The organism is Peribacillus sp. ACCC06369, from assembly GCF_030348945.1.
Classification (GTDB): Bacteria; Bacillota; Bacilli; order Bacillales; family DSM-1321; genus Peribacillus.
Map to the genome: position 1 here is coordinate 4,317,383 of NZ_JAUCEN010000002.1, position 16,834 is coordinate 4,334,216.

Genomic DNA, 16,834 nt, shown 5'->3' on the forward strand with positions numbered 1-16,834 from the left:
CAAATTAAAATGTAAGTCAATAATAAATTTTAGAATATTCTTTAAAATAAAACCATAAAAAGCCTCATGACCTTTCTAATTAGTTGATAAATCAGGACGCTATCTTTCAGACTGGCAGCCTCAAAAATTCTCGAATATTCTTTTCTCCAATCCATACATTCTCTTAGAAACAAATTACTTTTTTAGAAAGTAAAAAAGCCTGACTCCCAATATTTAATGGAGTCAGACTTTTTACGTTTTACATTCTCTTAAACAAGCAAATCTTTCTTTGTAAAAATGGAAAATTTATAAAACGACGTTATCACAAAATAACAAATAACAGTACCTAGAGTGAGATGTTTGACGTGAATTTTATTACATTGGATTGTTGTCACTTTTCCAATCAATAATAACAAGGAGCATGATTTCAAATGAAATCATGCTCCTTTAAGTTGTTTCTCATGGCTAATTCAGGTGGTCTACCTTTACATTTTCCTTGGCTAGATTTCCTTCCCTTTCACCCTGTAATGGACCTCACCAGGTTCTTTGCAAAAGGTGATTCCGCTTCCCGGCTCGTAATAAAAGGTTTTTTTGCCTAAAGAGCGTCCATGGAAGGTGGTATGCAGATAGGATGCTTGGTCCCTTTTGAAGGCGAGCTGATTTTTGCTTAAGGATACAGGAAGGCAATGTCCATAGTTTGTGTGGACCATTGTTTCTTTTTCGTTCATTTCCTCTAAATCACGAATGTGGATGTAGGAAAACCAGACCCCTCCTCTTTTCCGGAAAGAGCGGGAGGAGAACCAGACCATTCCAAGCTGGGCGTTTATACAGACGGGCAGCCTGTATTTTCCGCCAAGCACGGATTTTGCTGCTGCAAGCCCGCCGTCAAGGTCCAATCCAAAGTGGTTTAGCGTGTTATTCAGGATTTCCTGGCGCGGTTGTGCAACATGGAATGTGTTTTCTCCTTCCACTACCATGGTCATCTCGGCACCATTCGAATCGTAACGCTCCATCATTCCCACCGTTTCCATATTCATTAAATAATTTTTTCGGATCATCATTCCATTCACTCCCCCATTTACTATTCACTTTCTTGGAGTATACTGGATATAGAGGCAGGTATACTCCTGCTCGCAAGCCCTTAGGTGATTGTCTTCCCGGACGTACTCACCTAGGGGTTTTTATTTCTGGCTATCGTCACTTTCATTTCATGAGATGTCATTCACTTCACCTCTATGCGACCATTATCCTATTATATGCATTTTTTGTAAAATCGCTCTGATTTTACCTCTAGCAAAATTCGTTCCCTTTTTGTGATTCCATTACCTGTTTGATAGCTAACTCTTTACAATTTGCCATCAAACGGCCATACTTTCCAATTTCCTTTTCAAGCTTTCTGCTCTAGATCGATCTTTCCTTGTTAATCTGTGTCCATTTAGAGAACTAACTGCCAAAATCCATACAAAAAGTGAAATAAAATGACATTTTTGTGAAGTTTTAAAACCACGTAAAAAAAGGTCTATCTGAGTAGATAGACCTTCTTTCATTACCTTCATTTCATTCTGCCATCTTTATTTCAATGGCCAAATTACGTAAGTAATCCAACAAGGGCCGAACTGCCTCTGGAGCTGTTGTGTCAGTAAATGAGAAAGACTGTTTCTTCTTTTCATCAGCTATATCCAGCTGGTATGAAAACGAGTCAAACCCTTGAGCTTTAGCTCCGGCCATTTTATTTAGTTGAGCATTAGGAAGGTCCGCTGTCTTCATTAAGTTCTGTAATTCCTCATTTTTCTCCTTCGGCAATTCATCTGTATCTATCTGAAAATTCAAGTCGAGGTTGGCCATTCCCCCCATGCAGCTAAATTTGATATGCATTGTAGATGAAGCCTCCTATTCATCGAATATGACTACTCAGGCAGTCCAACCGCTTTAAAAGCATTTTCGATTGTCTCTATGGCTGTTTTGGTAACTTCTCCGCTATCAACAAGTTTTTGTGCTGCCTTGATGACTATTTGTACAAATTGATTGAAGTTTGCCGTTGCAAATAAATTTTGCATTGCATTGAACCAGATCAAAGCCGCTTTGTCCGTTCCAATCTCCATGGATACTAGATAAAAGGCCTTGTTGGGTATGCCGCTATTGATATGGACACCATGATTATCCCGCTCTCCTTTATAGAAGTTCCTCATGTGATCTGGCTGAATATCTTTACCCATCAACTTATTGTCAAATGCAGTACCTGGTGCTTTCATCGAACGGAGGGCCTGTCCTTTCAGTGTTGGTCCCATTATATCAGCACCGATTAGCCAATCGGCATCACCAGCTGTTTGCTTTAAATGAAATTGTTTTATGGCAATTCCAAACACATCCGAAAGATGTTCATTCAAGGCCCCCGACTGACCTTCATACTCCAATCCACTTGTGAACTGCGTAACCCCATGTGTCAGTTCGTGTCCGATTACATCGAGTGAATTGGCAAAATTGCTAAAGATGACCCCATCTCCGTCACCAAATACCATTTCATCCCCGTCCCAATAGGCATTCGTGAATTTATTCCCATAATGAACGTTCAGAATGATATCAAGGCCTTGGTTATCAATTGAATTACGGTGCAAGACATCCTTGAAATAATCACGCACAACTCCGCTATAATCGTATGCAGCGTTAACTACCGAGTCTGCACTTGATCGATCTCCTTCTTTCCTAGCCTCATTCTCCCGGAGCTTGGTTCCTCCTTTACAATCATAAACATGGCGGGCAGATTCACCATGACGCCCAGATCCTGCATCAGTTAAAGCAACAACCCCGTCAATATCATATTCTTTCAAAATTCTGCGCCTGCGCATTTGACGGCTTTTCGCTAAACTGATCCGTGCTTCTTCCACTTCATTTTGTGCCAAATTCTCAAGAATATAGTTAGGTACAATGAAACACTGACACTTCAATTTGGAACAATCTCTTTTGTGCATATTTAACACCCCTCCATGATTTTTTTTACGATCTATTACAGTTTCTTTTTTCAAGTGTGCTGCTTCCCTTAATGTGTTTGTCTTCATCTTCATTAGCAGTTTATCTCTGATCCGTTTACATTGTTGTCTCGCTGCTCTTCCTATCTTCAAGACATTCTATAGATTACTTTCGCCGCACTTACCCCATTTCCCTCCATTCCTTCCAACTCTACCAATCGCAAACTCTTTCTCATTACGTTCGCTCCTTTGTTCCAGTTATTCTTCTTATTTGGAATGACCATCTCATCTTTAACAAATTCAAACTTCCTTTTTTTGAATAAATTTCATATTTTTCTCACAACTTTCTTTTATCATCTATATAGGTGAATTTAATAGTACTACTTGGAGGTCCTGTATAAATGGAAACTAAACAACCAAACGCCGCTCTGTATAGAACAGTATGGAGATGGCATTTTTACGCTGGAATTATTTTTGCACCCTTACTTATCATTCTGGCAGTTACTGGTTCAATCTATTTATTTAAGCCACAGATTGAACAAGTACTTTATCAAGACTACCAAGAGGTAACACCGCAAGGAGATAAATTACCAGCATCTCGGCAGATTGAGAAAGTGAAGAAGCTATACCCAGATGCAGTGGTGACAAAATATCATCCCGGAGAAAATGCCTCCCGTTCAAGCGAAGTGAGCATTACTACTAATAATGAGTCTCTTACCATTTTTATAGACCCCTATACAGGTAAATCTATTGGAGAGTTAAATGATGAAGACAGAATTATGGATAAAATCGAGGAAATTCACGGTGAACTGATGGCTGGCACCTTGGGAGATAGAATTGTAGAGTTAGCTGCGTGTTGGGCAGTTGTGTTAATAGTTTCTGGTCTTTATTTATGGTATCCCAAAAATAAGCTAAGTCTTTCTGGTGTTCTTTTTCCAAGAATAAATAAAGGGAAAAATACTTTCAGAAGAGATTTACATGCAGTACCTGCATTTTGGATATCAGCAGGAATGTTATTTTTAATTATGACAGGTTTGCCTTGGTCAGGTTTTTGGGGAAGTAATTTTCAATCGTTAGCTACCAATTCCGGATCTGGGTATCCTCCTTCCATATGGACAGGAAGTGCTCCAACATCCTTAATTAAAACAAAAGACATTGCAGATGTTCCTTGGGCTGCAGAAAATTTAGATGTACCTATCTCAGATATTCAAGGTTTTATCCCACTGTCCATTGATGATGTAGTCACGATAGCGAATCGTGAGGGTATGCATCGAAGTTATAGCATTAATATTCCAAAAGAAACGGATGGCGTTTATACATTGTCAGCTTTTCCACCGAAAGCACAAGATGAAGCAACTATTCATATTGACCAATATTCCGGTGCTGTTCTAGCTGATTATCGTTATGATCATTACGGTTTAATAGGAAAAATAGTTGCTTGGGGGATTACCTTGCATAAAGGGACTCAATTTGGTTTGATTAATCAAATAATCAGCCTTCTTATTTGTTTAGGAATTATCCTTGTTGCATTTAGTGGATTTTATTTATGGTGGAAGCGAAAGCCGAAAAAAGGATTAGGTGCACCAAAAGCTCCTCCTATAAAGAACATGAGATTCTTTCTATTTCTGTTAATAGGTCTAGGAATTTTGTTTCCTTTGGTTGGTTTGTCTCTTATTGTTGTTTGGCTAATTGACTGGTTAATTATTAAACGAATATCTGCAGTTAAGAAGTTTTTGAATGCATAATTCGAAATGTAAAGGGTGGTTTTTGCCGTGAAAAAATATATATGTATTTCTTTAATCTTTATTTTCAGCCTATTGTTAAGTGCGTGTTCACTTGAAAAGGATGTCACTAATCTATACAAAGAAGAAACACCACTTGAAGCTGAAATAATTATACCAGCATCCTTTTCAGCTAATACACAGGAGACGATAAAGGCTGTTCTTACTCAAGGTGGTAAAAAGGTTGAAAACGCAGATTATGTTCATTTTGAGATATGGAAACAAGATGGCTCTCTCAAATATAGTATGGAACAAGCTGAGGAAGAGGTAAACGGCACTTATACTTTACGTAAAAACTTTGATAGTGATGGCCTATACTATATAAAAGTACATGCTAGTAACGATGGTTCAATCATTATGCCTCAAAAACAGTTTATCGTAGGAAAACTGTCTGAAAGTGAATTGAAATTCTTGCAAAAAGGGATCCAAAAACAAGAAGAAAGTCATGAACATCATCATTAATAAATTTATTTGAAATCCGGTTTTCATTTGAAGACCGGATTTTTTATGGATATTTGTTTACCACGATGGTTAGGAGAGGATGCAGTTACAGGCAGGGTATGTAATGCTTCACCTTTATTTATTGGATTATTCTGCTCGTGCCGCATATACTGGATTGTTCCTATAAACAAGGGAGCTTCCTCAGAACATAAACAAACTTTAAGGGAGGGCATAGCATTGGTAACTTCACAGGGAACTGCTACGGTTAGCTTTCCATTCCCATCTGTATGGGGTATCCACTCTTCAATAGCTGGCAGAACGATTATTTGGGGAACACTTAACATTAACTCCATTACAGATAATAGAGTAAGTGGTACGGCTAATTTTCGTGGTACACCTATTCCGATTAATGGCTTCTGGAATGAAAGCACCAAACAACTCACATTCGATTCACCTTATGCCACATTCTCTGGCAACTTAACCATTATTGATGATTTCCAGATTAGAGTTCGACATTTTATTTTACGCGGACGTTTTCTTATGAAGCCTCCCTCTTTACAAGCAGGTGAGTCTGGATCGTGGATTGCCACTACTGATATAGCTCTGAATGAATTTCCTGTTAGTGGTAATACCTATGCCGAGCAATTACCTCCTGTTGGAGCTTTTTTAACATCGAATATCCTTCATCAGTATCAGAATTTTTGGGGCAGAACAACATAGGGAAATCCTTTCTGTGTAGAAAGGGTGTGAATCGTCTCTGTATTTCCTAGGGACGATTCTTTCCTATAGCAAATTACCAAAAGCCTTATTGAACTGACAGGTTGGTTGAGAATTTAGGGATTACTTTTCTGATACCTCATCTTTTCAAATGTTTCCCATCATGATATTACATTTTGATGTAATCCCGATGCCCACATAGGATGGCAAAAAATAAACCCTTTCCCAAACGGAAAAGGCGATGCGCTGAAGTGAACGGATGCAAGGAGGCACACCAATGACTATCTAACTATGCAGATTAATATATGAGATAGTGATTTTGGTAGATAACTTTTGAATCCATTAACTCAAAATGAGTACAGATGGAATATTGATTGACAGCATTTTCCCTGTACTTCATACTATTGTAATAACAGAACTGACAGAATATTTGGTAAATTAGAAGGGGGACACTATGAAACCAGCAGTAATGACAATGGATTTACAATTATTAGCAGATGTTCTTAGGGAAAATAATTGTACAAGTTTAATAAATGCAATTGCAGAAAAGGATTTTCAAGTGGCTCAAATGCTTGATGTATTAATATTTGAGGATAAATGGGAGGATGACATGTGACTAAGCTCAGAATCCTTTTAACCATTCCAATTTTGCTATATGGAATTTTCATATTTGTTGTCATTCAAAACGATAAGAATATTCCACTTTATTTGCATCTTCTATTCGCAATCTACTTGATGTTGTTTGTACATTATGAAGAAGAAACGGAAGTGAAACCATGACAGATTTTTAATCTTGGAGAAGTTCGATCTTAAACAATTCGTGATGGAAGAAGTTTTGACTTCTACTGACTGTATCGAGCTGCACGGCATAACCCGAGCCAGGCTGAGTTCGTTCTCAACACGTGAGTCAGTTTAATATGATCACCACAATAAGTGGCTTTTTTTGTTCAAAAACATTAACAAAGCCTAAAGAAAGCCCCAACTCCTTAAAGGAATTGAGGCTTTCACTATTTATCATCTATCTTCCGGTACCAATTAGATAATACGAGTTGTGACGATACCTTCGATTTGTTTGATTTTTGCTTCCAAACCAGGAATGATATCGCCGTTTACTTCACCCTCAATGTCGATGATCGTATACGCATATCCCCCACGGCTTCTGTTAACCATGTCAGCGATGTTCAAATTAAAGCCAGATACAGCCAGTGTGATTTGCCCAACCATGTTAGGAACGTTTTCGTGGAAAGTTGCCACACGACGATTTCCTGTATAAGGAATGGCAGTATTCGGGAAATTCACAGAGTTCTTGATGTTCCCTGTTTCTAAAAAGGTCTTCAACTGACGAGCTGCCATGATGGCACAGTTTTCCTCTGATTCTAGTGTAGAGGCACCAAGATGCGGAATTGGAACGACATTTTTCATTTTCAACACATTTTCATTCGGGAAGTCGGTGATGAACCTGCCAACTTTCCCGCTCTCAAGTGCCGCTTCCATATCCGCTTCATTCACTAGCTCGCCGCGTGAGAAGTTCAAGATATGTACGCCAGGCTTCATGATGCCAAATGTTTCTTGGTTAAACATTCCTTTAGTGTCATCAGTTAATGGAACGTGTACTGTAATGTAATCAGATTCTGCAAACAATTGTTCAATTGTCATGGCGCGTTGTACATTGCGGGACAAGTTCCAAGCTGTATCAACAGAGATGAACGGGTCAAACCCAATGACATCCATGTCCAAATCCAGGGCATCATTCGCTACAAGTGCACCGATCGCTCCTAAACCGATCACGCCAAGAGTTTTTCCCTTGATTTCTTTACCAACGAATTGTTTCTTTCCTGCTTCTACAAGCTTTGGAATTTGTTCTCCTTCGCCTTCCAGCGTCTTTGTCCAGGCCACACCGGCAAACAGGTTACGAGATGAAGCCATTAATGAAGTTAGCACCATTTCTTTTACAGCGTTTGCGTTAGCTCCAGGTGTATTGAAAACGACGATTCCTTGCTCTGTGCATTTGTCGACCGGAATATTATTGACTCCTGCCCCTGCCCTTGCGATTGCTTTTAACTGATCGCCGAATTCCATAGTATGCATGTTAAAGCTGCGAAGCACGATCGCATCAGGGTTTTCACTGTCATTGTCGACTTTGAAATCGCCTTTGTTGAATACATTTAGCCCGCTTTCGGCAATATTATTTAACGCTTTGATCGTTTTGACTTTTTCTAAAAGTACTGTGCTCATTTTGTTTGCTCCTCTTTGGTTATGATAGTTTTGAAGTTTCAAAATATTGACAAGATTTTGAATCCGTAAAAATCTGCATTCTCTAAACCTTTACTATCCTCTGTAAATACACAGAAAGAGGCAAGGGATAAAATCCCTTACCTCTGCCCAGGCGAACGGCTACGACACTATGTGTTCCCTCACGGTTATCCGTGTTTCGCCAGTTGCACATAGTCTTTTCATTTATTTTATTTTATCAAATTATTCAGCAATCTTCAATATCATTTTAAAGATTTATCTCTTTTTTTGAAGAAGTCACATCTCACCAGAACTTTATCGACGGAATTAATCGTTTTATCTCCGAAATTAGATATATATCGACGAAATCTATCGTTTTATCTCCGAAATTAGGAATATATCGACGAAATTAATTATTGGCTATTACTCGTTGGAAAAAGGCACTGTTGAATGTGTCTGTTGATATTCTTGGACTATTTCGGACAGCTTTGTTGTAAAATGGATAATATTAGTAAAACACAGAAAGTATAGCAAACTAAAAGATAATTAGGGGGAATTAATATGTTAGTAAGAGAGGCAACGCTTGCTGATGCTGAAGGTATAGCAATAGTCCATGTGGATTGCTGGAGAACCACTTATGAAAATATAATACCAAGTGATTTTCTAGATAATCTGTCGTATGAGAAAAGGAAAGATTTATGGATAAAGAATATATCCAGTGATGGGAATCATATTTATGTAGCAGAGAATAACGAGGGAAAAATAGTAGGATTTATAAGTGGAGGGAAAAGGGAAACGAATAAGGCTGAGGATTCTGGTGATTTAACTGCGATATATATTCTCGAAAACTTTCAAAGAATGGGCATAGGTAAGAAACTCATCAAAGAACTATTCTTTAAATTCGAAGATCTGGGATTTAAGACTATTTACGTCGAGGTGCTTGAAGATAATAAATCTCGATACTTCTATGAGGCATTTGGTGCTGAATTGCTTAAAACCGAAAAAATCAAAATCGCTGGCGCTGAAATAAATCTATTGGTTTATGAATGGAAGGATATTAGCCCGGTATTGTTATGAATAAACCTACGGCACCGAACTTCAAAAAAAGACACAATCCTAAGTGAAGGATTGTGTCTTTCATTTGATTTAATTTTGATTAAATCCGCTTTCGTCCATGTAGAACACTTCCCAAGAATGACCGTCGATATCCTTAAAGCTCCAACCGTACATGAAACCATGATCAATTGCTTCATTAAATGGCTTTCCGCCAGCATCCAGTGCCCTATTCACGACCTCATCCACTTCTTCCTTACTTTTAACCGATAGGGCTACGATTGCTTCCGTAGTTGTTGCTGAATCCGGGATATCCTTCTTGGTAAACGTTTTAAAGTAATCTTCCACCAATAACATGACATATATGGATTCACTGATAACCATGCACGTTGCATTTTCATTGGTCATTTGCTCGTTAAATTCAAAGCCGACCTTTGTGAAAAATCCCATTGAGGCATCCAAATCTTTAACAGGCAAGTTTACAAAGATCTTTTCTGCTTGAACTCCCATCAAATTCACCCTCGCTTGATTTATTTTATGTTCATTCACCTACTATTCGCTGCACTTCCCGATAATCCTGCTTGCAGCAAAAAAGGAGAGCTCACCGTGCCTCCCTCCTATTAGGTATGCATAATAAATCCCATTCAACGCCGAACGTCGCTTTCACTGCAAGTGCATGCCTGGATCAGTTCCAATCTCAACTATCCCGCTCCACAATGCCGCCGTGCAGGCTTCGTAAAGCAGAAAGGTCGCTTTCAATAATTTTCATGCTTCATTAGAACATAAGCATCCGTGAGGCTAATGATTCCGTTTGCTAAACTTGTAGACATGTAGAATCGCGTCTAATAAAGGACCTTTATTTTCACTTCAAATAAACACTCATAATCTGTGTTTCCTTAATATTTGCTTGTGTACTATCTGTTTTTTCTATTTTTTCAACCAGGTCGCCATTCGTGACAACAATCGGAGTTACGATGCTTGGAGCTTTGGATTTTAGAAATTCAATATCAAATGTAACAAGCTTGTCCCCTGCTTTTACCTTTTGCCCTTCTGTGACATGGACTTCGAATCCCTCGCCTTTAAGGTTCACTGTTTCTAATCCAATATGAATTAACAATTCTAAGCCATGCTTCGTGCGAAGGCCCAAAGCATGTTTAGTATGAAAAACCTGGATCACTTCTGCATCAATAGGAGAAACAACGAGCCCCTCCTCAGGAAGAATCGCTATTCCGTCCCCCATCATCTTACCGGAAAATACCGGATCCGGAACATCTTCAATATTTATTACTTGTCCATTTATAGGAGCAAGCAGTTGTTCCACTTTTTCTTTGTTACCGAATAATTTTTTAAACATACTATTCCTGCCTTTCTCTTTCCAGTTGATTTTAAGCTTCTTACAGCTTACATTTAGTGTTTTGTAAATTCTGATAATAGTAGAAATTATTTTTTCTTTTTCAATTTACCTTCTGCTTTTTTCTTATTCTCTTCCACTCTAAATGTAACCATCTTGGTTATTAATTCATAAGGAATTGGCTTGTTAAGTGGAAACTGAACGGCTCCTTTTGAACATTTATATTCAGATAAAGCATGTTCAAAAGCAGAAATCGCGTTTGGAGTTGGATAGAATCCAATATGTTTTTTATAGGCAGCGAAATGCACCAGATTTCCGTTTAAAGCAAAAGTGGGCATTTGATAACTGATCTTTTCTTTTGCAGCCGGTGCTGAATCTTTTATGACTTTTCTTAACGTTTTCAGTATCTCCTGAACTTCTTCGGGAAATTGGATAATGTATTCATCAATTGATTGAATTTCCTCCATGTTTAACTCCTTTCATAATCTAAACGATCACTGCCCACTATTATACCCTATCCTTTTCCGTTACCCTTAAGAAAAAGGGCTCCAAACACAAAACGATTCAAGAATCATTTTCCTTCTATATTTTTATTTTTTTTAGTGTCACTAAAGTGAAAAATGTTCTTAATCGATGTTACCCCCTCATCATTCCAAAATAGGGCCCCTCCATTTGGGATGGCATATATATCCCTCTCCTTTGATAAAAGTATCAGTTCTTCATCCACAGATTCTTCATAATGGACTTCGACACTAAAGTCCACCAATCCAAGTCCTCTCAGTATTTGGGTTTCAGGATAATCCTCGTCTTTCGTTATAAGGCAATCCTTACAAAAAGCCAGCGCACCTGCACTAACACCTATCATTAGACCTTTGAATTCCTTTACCGTTTGAATCAAACCTTTATTGACCATACATTCGATTAATATTTCGGGTCTTCCTCCAGTGAAGTAAAGTACATCTTGAACTGATATATTTGCTTTCATTTCTTCATTGCCAAGTTCATCATTAAGAAGCTGAATATTCTCTACACCTATATCGTTGAATGATTTTTTAGCAGATTGAAACCATCCATCCCGTTTTGCATGTTCTGTAGCGAACGGAATGATCAAAACCCTGCTTTCAGGTTCAACATAAGTGGCTATCCGCTTCATGACCTCATCAAGTTCCCCTGTTAAAGGATTTCCTCCCCCAATAAAACAAAGATTCATATTTTTATCTCCTTCGTTCGTTATTTCCCGCTACCCTACCTTAAATGAGTTATATCTTTAAGAACTCTTCCATTCTTTTCATTACACCTTTTAGCATGGTAATCGACCTTGAAGTATTCAAAGGTTCACTATCCAAAGAATGATTAGCATAGGAGACTTTATCCATACTTATATTCGTTTTTGTTTCAATCATTTGAATTTTACCTGGAATATAATGATGATCTTTTTCTCCTATTATTATATGTACTGAATGGTGGCTACTTAATAACCCTTCAAAAATCGAATCGAACTTCAATAGTGGCGTAAGCAAAATCATTTTGGAATTCATAAACCGCTCACTTTTCATAATTCCGTTGATGATTGGTATGGTACCAAGTGATTTGCCCAAAAATACAGTTTCTTGATATTCATGATTTTGAAGAACTTCAGTTATGACGGGATTAATATCATTAACTATCACTTTTGTGATATCTACCAACGGATGCTTGAATATATCCTGGTCGTAAGAGTAATGAACATGCACGACATCATACTGAGTTTGAAGCATGATCATTGTCGAATAATAAAATAGCGGCTTCTCATACGTGTAACCCGCACCAGAAAACATAAAACAAACGGCTGGGCTTCCATTTTCAATATGCGTGTATGTAATTTCTTTTTCATTACTATTTATTTTTCCTTGGTTAACCTTCATGATAGATTCCTCCCATTGAATCCATTCTATCGTCTGCTCTATATATTCATTAGCTACCCGCTGCATTCCTCCTTGATTGATACTTCTAGATAGAATCCAAGAATAAGGTTTCGTTTTTTATCGGGAATAGGTATACTTTAGCTGTCAGCCTATTTTTTGGAAGTTATTCTGTATTTCTGATGATCGATCAATCCATGCCTTAAAGGAGAGTGTGTAATGAAAATCAAAGCGTTATGTTTCATTCTTGTCCTGCTAGTCACTGGTTCCATGGGCTCGATTCATGCAAGTGCAAACGATCAAAAGGTGAAAGAACTGGATATCGGGGAGTCTTTCGATAGTGTGGAAGGCACGATGGTTCTCCAAAACTTAAAAAATGATAAAGTATTTATCTATAACAAACAGAGAAGTAAAGTACGCTACACTCCAGAATCGACATTCAAAGTCGCGAATGCATTAATCGGCTTACAGACAAAAGCGGTGAGCGATGAATATGAAGTGAAGCGCTGGGATGGCGTAATCAGGGAATTTGAAGATTGGAACAGGGATCATACGCTGGCTTCAGCCATGAGACATTCAGTGATCTGGTATTATCAAGCACTGGCCCGCGATATCGGGGCGGAAAACATGCAGCAATATGTGAAACTAATCGATTACGGCAATCATGATATCTCCGGTGGAATCGATCAGTTCTGGCTGGACAGCAGCATAAAGATTTCTGCCCGGGAACAAGTCCAGTTCATCGAAAACCTTGTAGAGGAAAAACTGCCTATCGATAAGCAGCATATGAGAACCGTTAAGAGAATCATGATCAATGAAGATGCAGACTCATATGTCCTCCATGGAAAAACCGGTACACGCCTTTCCGATATGGGATTGGGCTGGTATGTAGGATACATCGAAACGGACAAAGGCAAATGGGCTTTCGCCACCAACTTGAATGGCAGCGGAAGCAAAGCCAAAACGATTACACTGGATACCCTGAAAGAGTTGGATATCATAAAAGAATAATAGTTCACGCATGCTCTTAATTCGGGCATGCGTTTTTACTTTATGAAACTTCACCTGAATTGTCAGCACACACATGCAAAACTCTTCTAGACAAGCTCCTGTAGTCGTAATCATTTATACTCTTCCTTCCTCCAATTTTGAAAAATGAGAATTATGAATTTCCCGTTTTTTTATATCAATAGTTTTTTGTTCCATGTTCTCAATGCGCATCACGTGTTTATGCCTTGTTGACGATACGTGTTTATTTGATATAGTTTTAAAATAGTATTCAAGACTGACTAAATAAAGCAAAAAAACTGCATCATAATAAAATGGAGCTAAGGATTATTTGTTTGTAACGTTTATATAAACTCTGCATGAAATAAATAATGGGCCTTTAGCGAAAGGGGCACCTTCTGTGAAAACCATTCAAAGTCGCTTATTGTTAATGTTACTTCTTTTTATCATCTTACCGTATTTTCTATCAGTGTTTCTGATTTACAGCTATACAAAAAATAGTGTGGAGAGACATGAGCTTGAAAATAGCCAAGAACAACTTCAGAATAACGCTGAAGAACTGGAGCAATACTTTGATGACATGATTAATCTTCCCTATCTATTATATCGAAATCCCGATTTATTCCGGATTTTCAAGAATGGTTTTGAAGACTCGATATACTTTAACCCGATTGCGATGGAAAAAAGTATAGAAACCTTTTATCTGATGCGAAACGAAATCCGTCAAGTACGGTTTTATATTGATAAGGATCAAGAATCGTTTACAGTTTATAATGCGACGGTCAGTGCCCGGAAACCTCAACCCGATTTATTAAATGAGGAACCGATAAAACACTTTTATAGCTCTGACTCTAATTACATGATTGAGCCGCCACATCAAATTCAAAATTACAATGACACAGCAATCATTCCCCAGTCGGACGACACGATGGTGATGACTTTTCACCATAAAATAGTCGATGTGCCTTCAAACGAATATCTCGGAATAATTACAATTGATATAGATTTGGATGCCTATGCCCGTATATGTAACAGCCTTATTCAAAAGGATGAAGAATCTGTAATACTTATGGATTCACATAACAATGTCATGTATGCAAATGATCGGTCCCTTATAGGAAAATCAATTACTCCTGAATTTAAAAAGCAGATTACGGGTGAAGATATTATCTTAACCAAAACATTATCAGGAACTCTAAATCATTGGAAATTAGTTAAGATAACCCCTAATCATGTATTATTCGATGATGTCCGGAAGACTGCCTATACAAATATAATTGTTGGACTAATAGTCGGCTTGTTAGGGCTATTAATGATTGGTATTATTTCATACAGAATTACTCGTCCCATTAAACTTCTTAGCAAGAAAGTGAGAACAATAAAAGGTGGAAATATGGATGTCCCCTTTGATGATGGAAGAAAAGACGAAATTGGTGAGCTGGAAAAACATATGAAGGATATGATGAACCGAATCAATCTACACATTGAAAGAGAATATAAACTCGAAATAGAAAATAGAAAAAACCAATTCAGAGCATTAAAATCTCAGGTTAATCCGCATTTCTTATTTAATTCGTTACAATCTATTGGTGCAGTTGCCCTAAGATCTAATTCTCCAAGAGTTTACCATTTATTGACGTCACTATCTAAAATGATGCGCTACTCCATTAAGGCAAACCAATGGGTGTTGGTTCGAGATGAAATGAATTATATAGAAGCATACCTAAACCTTCAAATGGAGCGTTTTGGAAACAATGTGAACTATTCTATTAAAATAAGCGAGACGATCCTTGATATGACGATTCCAAGTATGATTCTTCAGCCCCTCGTTGAAAACTTTTTTAAACACAGTTATGAAGAAGGTTTCTATCAGGCTCATTTAACTATTCATGGAGAAATACAAGGAGAATTTTTACACCTCATCGTTGAAAATTCGGGTCCAAGTTTGACTCAGGCGGAGCTTCGAATATTAAGAGAAAATATATACGCGTCCCCACATGAAAGCACATATTCACATAATCATATCGGTCTAAAAAATATTTATGACCGTTTAGTTCTAAATTATGGATCAAAAGCAGGCCTGGAAGTGGATACGTATCAAGGACAAGGATTTTCCGTTAAAATAGTGATTCCACTAGAATTTCCGCTTGCTAATGAATAGATTGCTTCGTAGCTATTCAAAAACGGACACTTTAACTCATTCATATAAGGAGATGAAATCTGTGAAAGCTTTAATTGTCGATGATGAGTTCAATGTACGTGACGTAATACGCCATTTGGGGCAGTGGGAAAAATACGGTATCACCCAACTATTAGAAGCAAGTAATGGCGATGATGCAAAAAGAATGATAGAGAAGGAAAGTCCGGAAATCATCTTTACAGACGTGAAAATGCCGGGAATGAGCGGTATGGAACTAATCGAGTGGCTAGATTCCATTTCTTATCCTGGTAAAGTGATTTTAATTTCGGGTTTTGACGACTATTCATTTATGCGTAAAGCAATTCAGTTTAGCAGCTTCGATTATTTATTGAAACCGATTGAAGCTGATGCATTTAACAAAACACTGGAAGAAGCCGTTAAATCATGGGCGAATGAAGAAGAAGTTCGTGCTAATGAAGATACCGGAGTATATGAAGATGTTAAAAGGTATCGGGGTAATCAATTAGTTACTGCCGCTTGTATGGGGGGAAACTTCGACAAAAACGATATTGAGTCATATCTTCCAAAAGCAGACGGATACACTCTTACATTAATTTCCTTTTATCAAATGCACCATCCTGCCCCCTACATTCAGTTACTCGCTGACGAACTTGTTGAGCGGAAAATCGGAAATGTATTTGCGCTTCAGAATGATCATAATCTTTGTCTAGTGATCACCATACCTGACCATTGGTTATCCGTTGAAGAATGGATCAGCCATCAATTTGATATTCCTGTCCGCCTTGTTTGTGGCGAGCCCTTGGAATCATTGGGGGATATCCACAATTCCTTTAAGTCATTACAAAAAGCAATGAAAAATCAAAACTTCAGATCCATCCACCGTTTGGATGACTTGGATGTTGCACGTCGCATAGAGGACATCGTTTCATATGTTGAAAAATATTACATGGAAGAATTGAGTTTAGAAAAACTATCGAATGTATTCTTCTTAAGTCGCGAACATATCTCAAGAAAGTTCAAACAAAAAACCGGAATGCTCCTGTCCAAATACGTCACTAAACTTAGAACTGACCAAGCAAAACGCTGGTTAAGAGAAACCGAAAAAAGCATTTACTCCATCTCTTTAATGCTCGGCTATCAGGATGAGAAATACTTTTCAAAACTATTCAAAAAAGTGGTTGGCATGACACCATTCGAGTACCGAAACGGTGAAAAGAATGCAGATTTGAAGTAAATAATTCACC

Annotated in this window: 18 protein-coding genes and 1 riboswitch; of the genes, 9 read left to right on the top strand and 9 right to left on the bottom strand. The window is 37.9% G+C overall.

The features are described 5' to 3' along the window. Nucleotides 1-479: 479 nt before the first annotated feature. The 3 genes from QUF78_RS21890 to QUF78_RS21900 form a co-directional block, all read right to left on the bottom strand. Nucleotides 480-1,040 carry a competence protein ComK gene (locus tag QUF78_RS21890; RefSeq protein ID WP_289326320.1) on the bottom strand — a complete coding sequence of 187 codons (561 nt, stop codon included), beginning with the start codon at nt 1,038-1,040 and terminating at the stop codon, nt 480-482. A gap of 496 nt (nt 1,041-1,536) precedes the next feature. Continuing rightward, nucleotides 1,537-1,854, bottom strand: coding sequence for a protealysin inhibitor emfourin (locus QUF78_RS21895; RefSeq protein ID WP_289326321.1), 318 nt, complete (start codon nt 1,852-1,854; stop codon nt 1,537-1,539). Nucleotides 1,855-1,886: 32 nt separating this feature from the next. Then, complete coding sequence (locus tag QUF78_RS21900) at nt 1,887-2,948, bottom strand: M4 family metallopeptidase (protein ID WP_289326322.1); 1,062 nt, start codon at nt 2,946-2,948, stop codon at nt 1,887-1,889. A 398-nt stretch (nt 2,949-3,346) separates the two neighbouring features. Between QUF78_RS21900 and QUF78_RS21905 the strand changes: the two genes are divergently transcribed. The 5 genes from QUF78_RS21905 (at nt 3,347) to QUF78_RS21925 (ending at nt 6,664) form a co-directional block, all read left to right on the top strand. Next, nucleotides 3,347-4,690 carry a PepSY-associated TM helix domain-containing protein gene (locus tag QUF78_RS21905; protein WP_289326323.1) on the top strand — a complete coding sequence of 448 codons (1,344 nt, stop codon included), beginning with the start codon at nt 3,347-3,349 and terminating at the stop codon, nt 4,688-4,690. Between the two features lie 27 nt (nt 4,691-4,717). Further along, entirely contained in the window at nt 4,718-5,188 is a 471-nt protein-coding gene (locus QUF78_RS21910) for a FixH family protein (protein WP_289326324.1), read from the top strand. A 216-nt stretch (nt 5,189-5,404) separates the two neighbouring features. After that, on the top strand, nt 5,405-5,887 hold the full coding sequence (locus QUF78_RS21915) for a hypothetical protein (protein WP_289326325.1): 483 nt from the start codon (nt 5,405-5,407) through the stop codon (nt 5,885-5,887). 451 nt (nt 5,888-6,338) lie between these two features. Beyond that, nucleotides 6,339-6,500, top strand: coding sequence for a hypothetical protein (locus tag QUF78_RS21920; RefSeq protein ID WP_289326326.1), 162 nt, complete (start codon nt 6,339-6,341; stop codon nt 6,498-6,500). Continuing rightward, nucleotides 6,497-6,664 carry a hypothetical protein gene (locus QUF78_RS21925; RefSeq protein WP_289326327.1) on the top strand — a complete coding sequence of 56 codons (168 nt, stop codon included), beginning with the start codon at nt 6,497-6,499 and terminating at the stop codon, nt 6,662-6,664. Before QUF78_RS21920 ends, QUF78_RS21925 begins: the two co-directional genes overlap by 4 nt. Nucleotides 6,665-6,919: 255 nt before the next feature. Here QUF78_RS21925 and QUF78_RS21930 read toward each other — a convergent pair whose 3' ends face one another. Next, nucleotides 6,920-8,119 carry a phosphoglycerate dehydrogenase gene (locus QUF78_RS21930; RefSeq protein WP_289326328.1) on the bottom strand — a complete coding sequence of 400 codons (1,200 nt, stop codon included), beginning with the start codon at nt 8,117-8,119 and terminating at the stop codon, nt 6,920-6,922. Nucleotides 8,120-8,257: 138 nt separating this feature from the next. Next, nucleotides 8,258-8,336: riboswitch (ZMP/ZTP riboswitch) on the bottom strand. Nucleotides 8,337-8,677: 341 nt separating this feature from the next. Between QUF78_RS21930 and QUF78_RS21935 the strand changes: the two genes are divergently transcribed. Continuing rightward, complete coding sequence (locus QUF78_RS21935) at nt 8,678-9,193, top strand: GNAT family N-acetyltransferase (RefSeq protein WP_289326329.1); 516 nt, start codon at nt 8,678-8,680, stop codon at nt 9,191-9,193. A gap of 69 nt (nt 9,194-9,262) precedes the next feature. Here the strand turns inward: QUF78_RS21935 and QUF78_RS21940 are convergent, their stop codons facing one another. The 5 genes from QUF78_RS21940 to QUF78_RS21960 all read right to left on the bottom strand — a co-directional run bounded on the left by QUF78_RS21940 (nt 9,263) and on the right by QUF78_RS21960 (nt 12,424). Next, entirely contained in the window at nt 9,263-9,679 is a 417-nt protein-coding gene (locus QUF78_RS21940) for a VOC family protein (protein ID WP_289327383.1), read from the bottom strand. 352 nt (nt 9,680-10,031) lie between these two features. Beyond that, the gene (locus tag QUF78_RS21945; protein WP_289326330.1) at nt 10,032-10,523 is read right to left on the bottom strand and encodes a PTS sugar transporter subunit IIA; all 492 of its coding nucleotides are present in this window, start codon (nt 10,521-10,523) and stop codon (nt 10,032-10,034) included. Between the two features lie 86 nt (nt 10,524-10,609). After that, a complete protein-coding gene (locus QUF78_RS21950) occupies nt 10,610-10,987 on the bottom strand; it encodes an iron chaperone (RefSeq protein ID WP_289326331.1) in 378 nt (125 codons plus the stop codon). Between the two features lie 104 nt (nt 10,988-11,091). Next, nucleotides 11,092-11,730 carry a Type 1 glutamine amidotransferase-like domain-containing protein gene (locus QUF78_RS21955; protein ID WP_289326332.1) on the bottom strand — a complete coding sequence of 213 codons (639 nt, stop codon included), beginning with the start codon at nt 11,728-11,730 and terminating at the stop codon, nt 11,092-11,094. 49 nt (nt 11,731-11,779) lie between these two features. Further along, nucleotides 11,780-12,424: an alpha/beta hydrolase gene (locus QUF78_RS21960; protein ID WP_289326333.1), complete on the bottom strand. Its 645-nt coding sequence runs from the start codon at nt 12,422-12,424 to the stop codon at nt 11,780-11,782. Between the two features lie 216 nt (nt 12,425-12,640). Here QUF78_RS21960 and blaOXA point away from each other — a divergent pair, with 216 nt between their 5' ends. From blaOXA to QUF78_RS21975, 3 genes are all read left to right on the top strand, one after another. After that, on the top strand, nt 12,641-13,432 hold the full coding sequence (gene blaOXA / locus QUF78_RS21965; protein ID WP_289326334.1) for a class D beta-lactamase: 792 nt from the start codon (nt 12,641-12,643) through the stop codon (nt 13,430-13,432). Between the two features lie 397 nt (nt 13,433-13,829). After that, a complete protein-coding gene (locus QUF78_RS21970) occupies nt 13,830-15,590 on the top strand; it encodes a cache domain-containing sensor histidine kinase (RefSeq protein WP_289326335.1) in 1,761 nt (586 codons plus the stop codon). Nucleotides 15,591-15,651: 61 nt separating this feature from the next. Then, the gene (locus QUF78_RS21975; RefSeq protein WP_289326336.1) at nt 15,652-16,824 is read left to right on the top strand and encodes a response regulator transcription factor; all 1,173 of its coding nucleotides are present in this window, start codon (nt 15,652-15,654) and stop codon (nt 16,822-16,824) included. The last annotated feature ends 10 nt before the right edge of the window (nt 16,825-16,834 follow it).

Coding starts and splice junctions, on each gene's coding strand:
- QUF78_RS21950 (WP_289326331.1), bottom strand. CDS start 10,987: ATGGAGGAAATTCAATCAATTGATGAATACATTATCCAATTTCCCGAA.
- QUF78_RS21895 (WP_289326321.1), bottom strand. CDS start 1,854: ATGCATATCAAATTTAGCTGCATGGGGGGAATGGCCAACCTCGACTTG.
- QUF78_RS21930 (WP_289326328.1), bottom strand. CDS start 8,119: ATGAGCACAGTACTTTTAGAAAAAGTCAAAACGATCAAAGCGTTAAAT.
- QUF78_RS21905 (WP_289326323.1), top strand. CDS start 3,347: ATGGAAACTAAACAACCAAACGCCGCTCTGTATAGAACAGTATGGAGA.
- QUF78_RS21955 (WP_289326332.1), bottom strand. CDS start 11,730: ATGAATCTTTGTTTTATTGGGGGAGGAAATCCTTTAACAGGGGAACTT.
- QUF78_RS21960 (WP_289326333.1), bottom strand. CDS start 12,424: ATGAAGGTTAACCAAGGAAAAATAAATAGTAATGAAAAAGAAATTACA.
- QUF78_RS21935 (WP_289326329.1), top strand. CDS start 8,678: ATGTTAGTAAGAGAGGCAACGCTTGCTGATGCTGAAGGTATAGCAATA.
- blaOXA (WP_289326334.1), top strand. CDS start 12,641: ATGAAAATCAAAGCGTTATGTTTCATTCTTGTCCTGCTAGTCACTGGT.
- QUF78_RS21920 (WP_289326326.1), top strand. CDS start 6,339: ATGAAACCAGCAGTAATGACAATGGATTTACAATTATTAGCAGATGTT.
- QUF78_RS21890 (WP_289326320.1), bottom strand. CDS start 1,040: ATGATGATCCGAAAAAATTATTTAATGAATATGGAAACGGTGGGAATG.
- QUF78_RS21940 (WP_289327383.1), bottom strand. CDS start 9,679: ATGGGAGTTCAAGCAGAAAAGATCTTTGTAAACTTGCCTGTTAAAGAT.
- QUF78_RS21900 (WP_289326322.1), bottom strand. CDS start 2,948: ATGCACAAAAGAGATTGTTCCAAATTGAAGTGTCAGTGTTTCATTGTA.
- QUF78_RS21945 (WP_289326330.1), bottom strand. CDS start 10,523: ATGTTTAAAAAATTATTCGGTAACAAAGAAAAAGTGGAACAACTGCTT.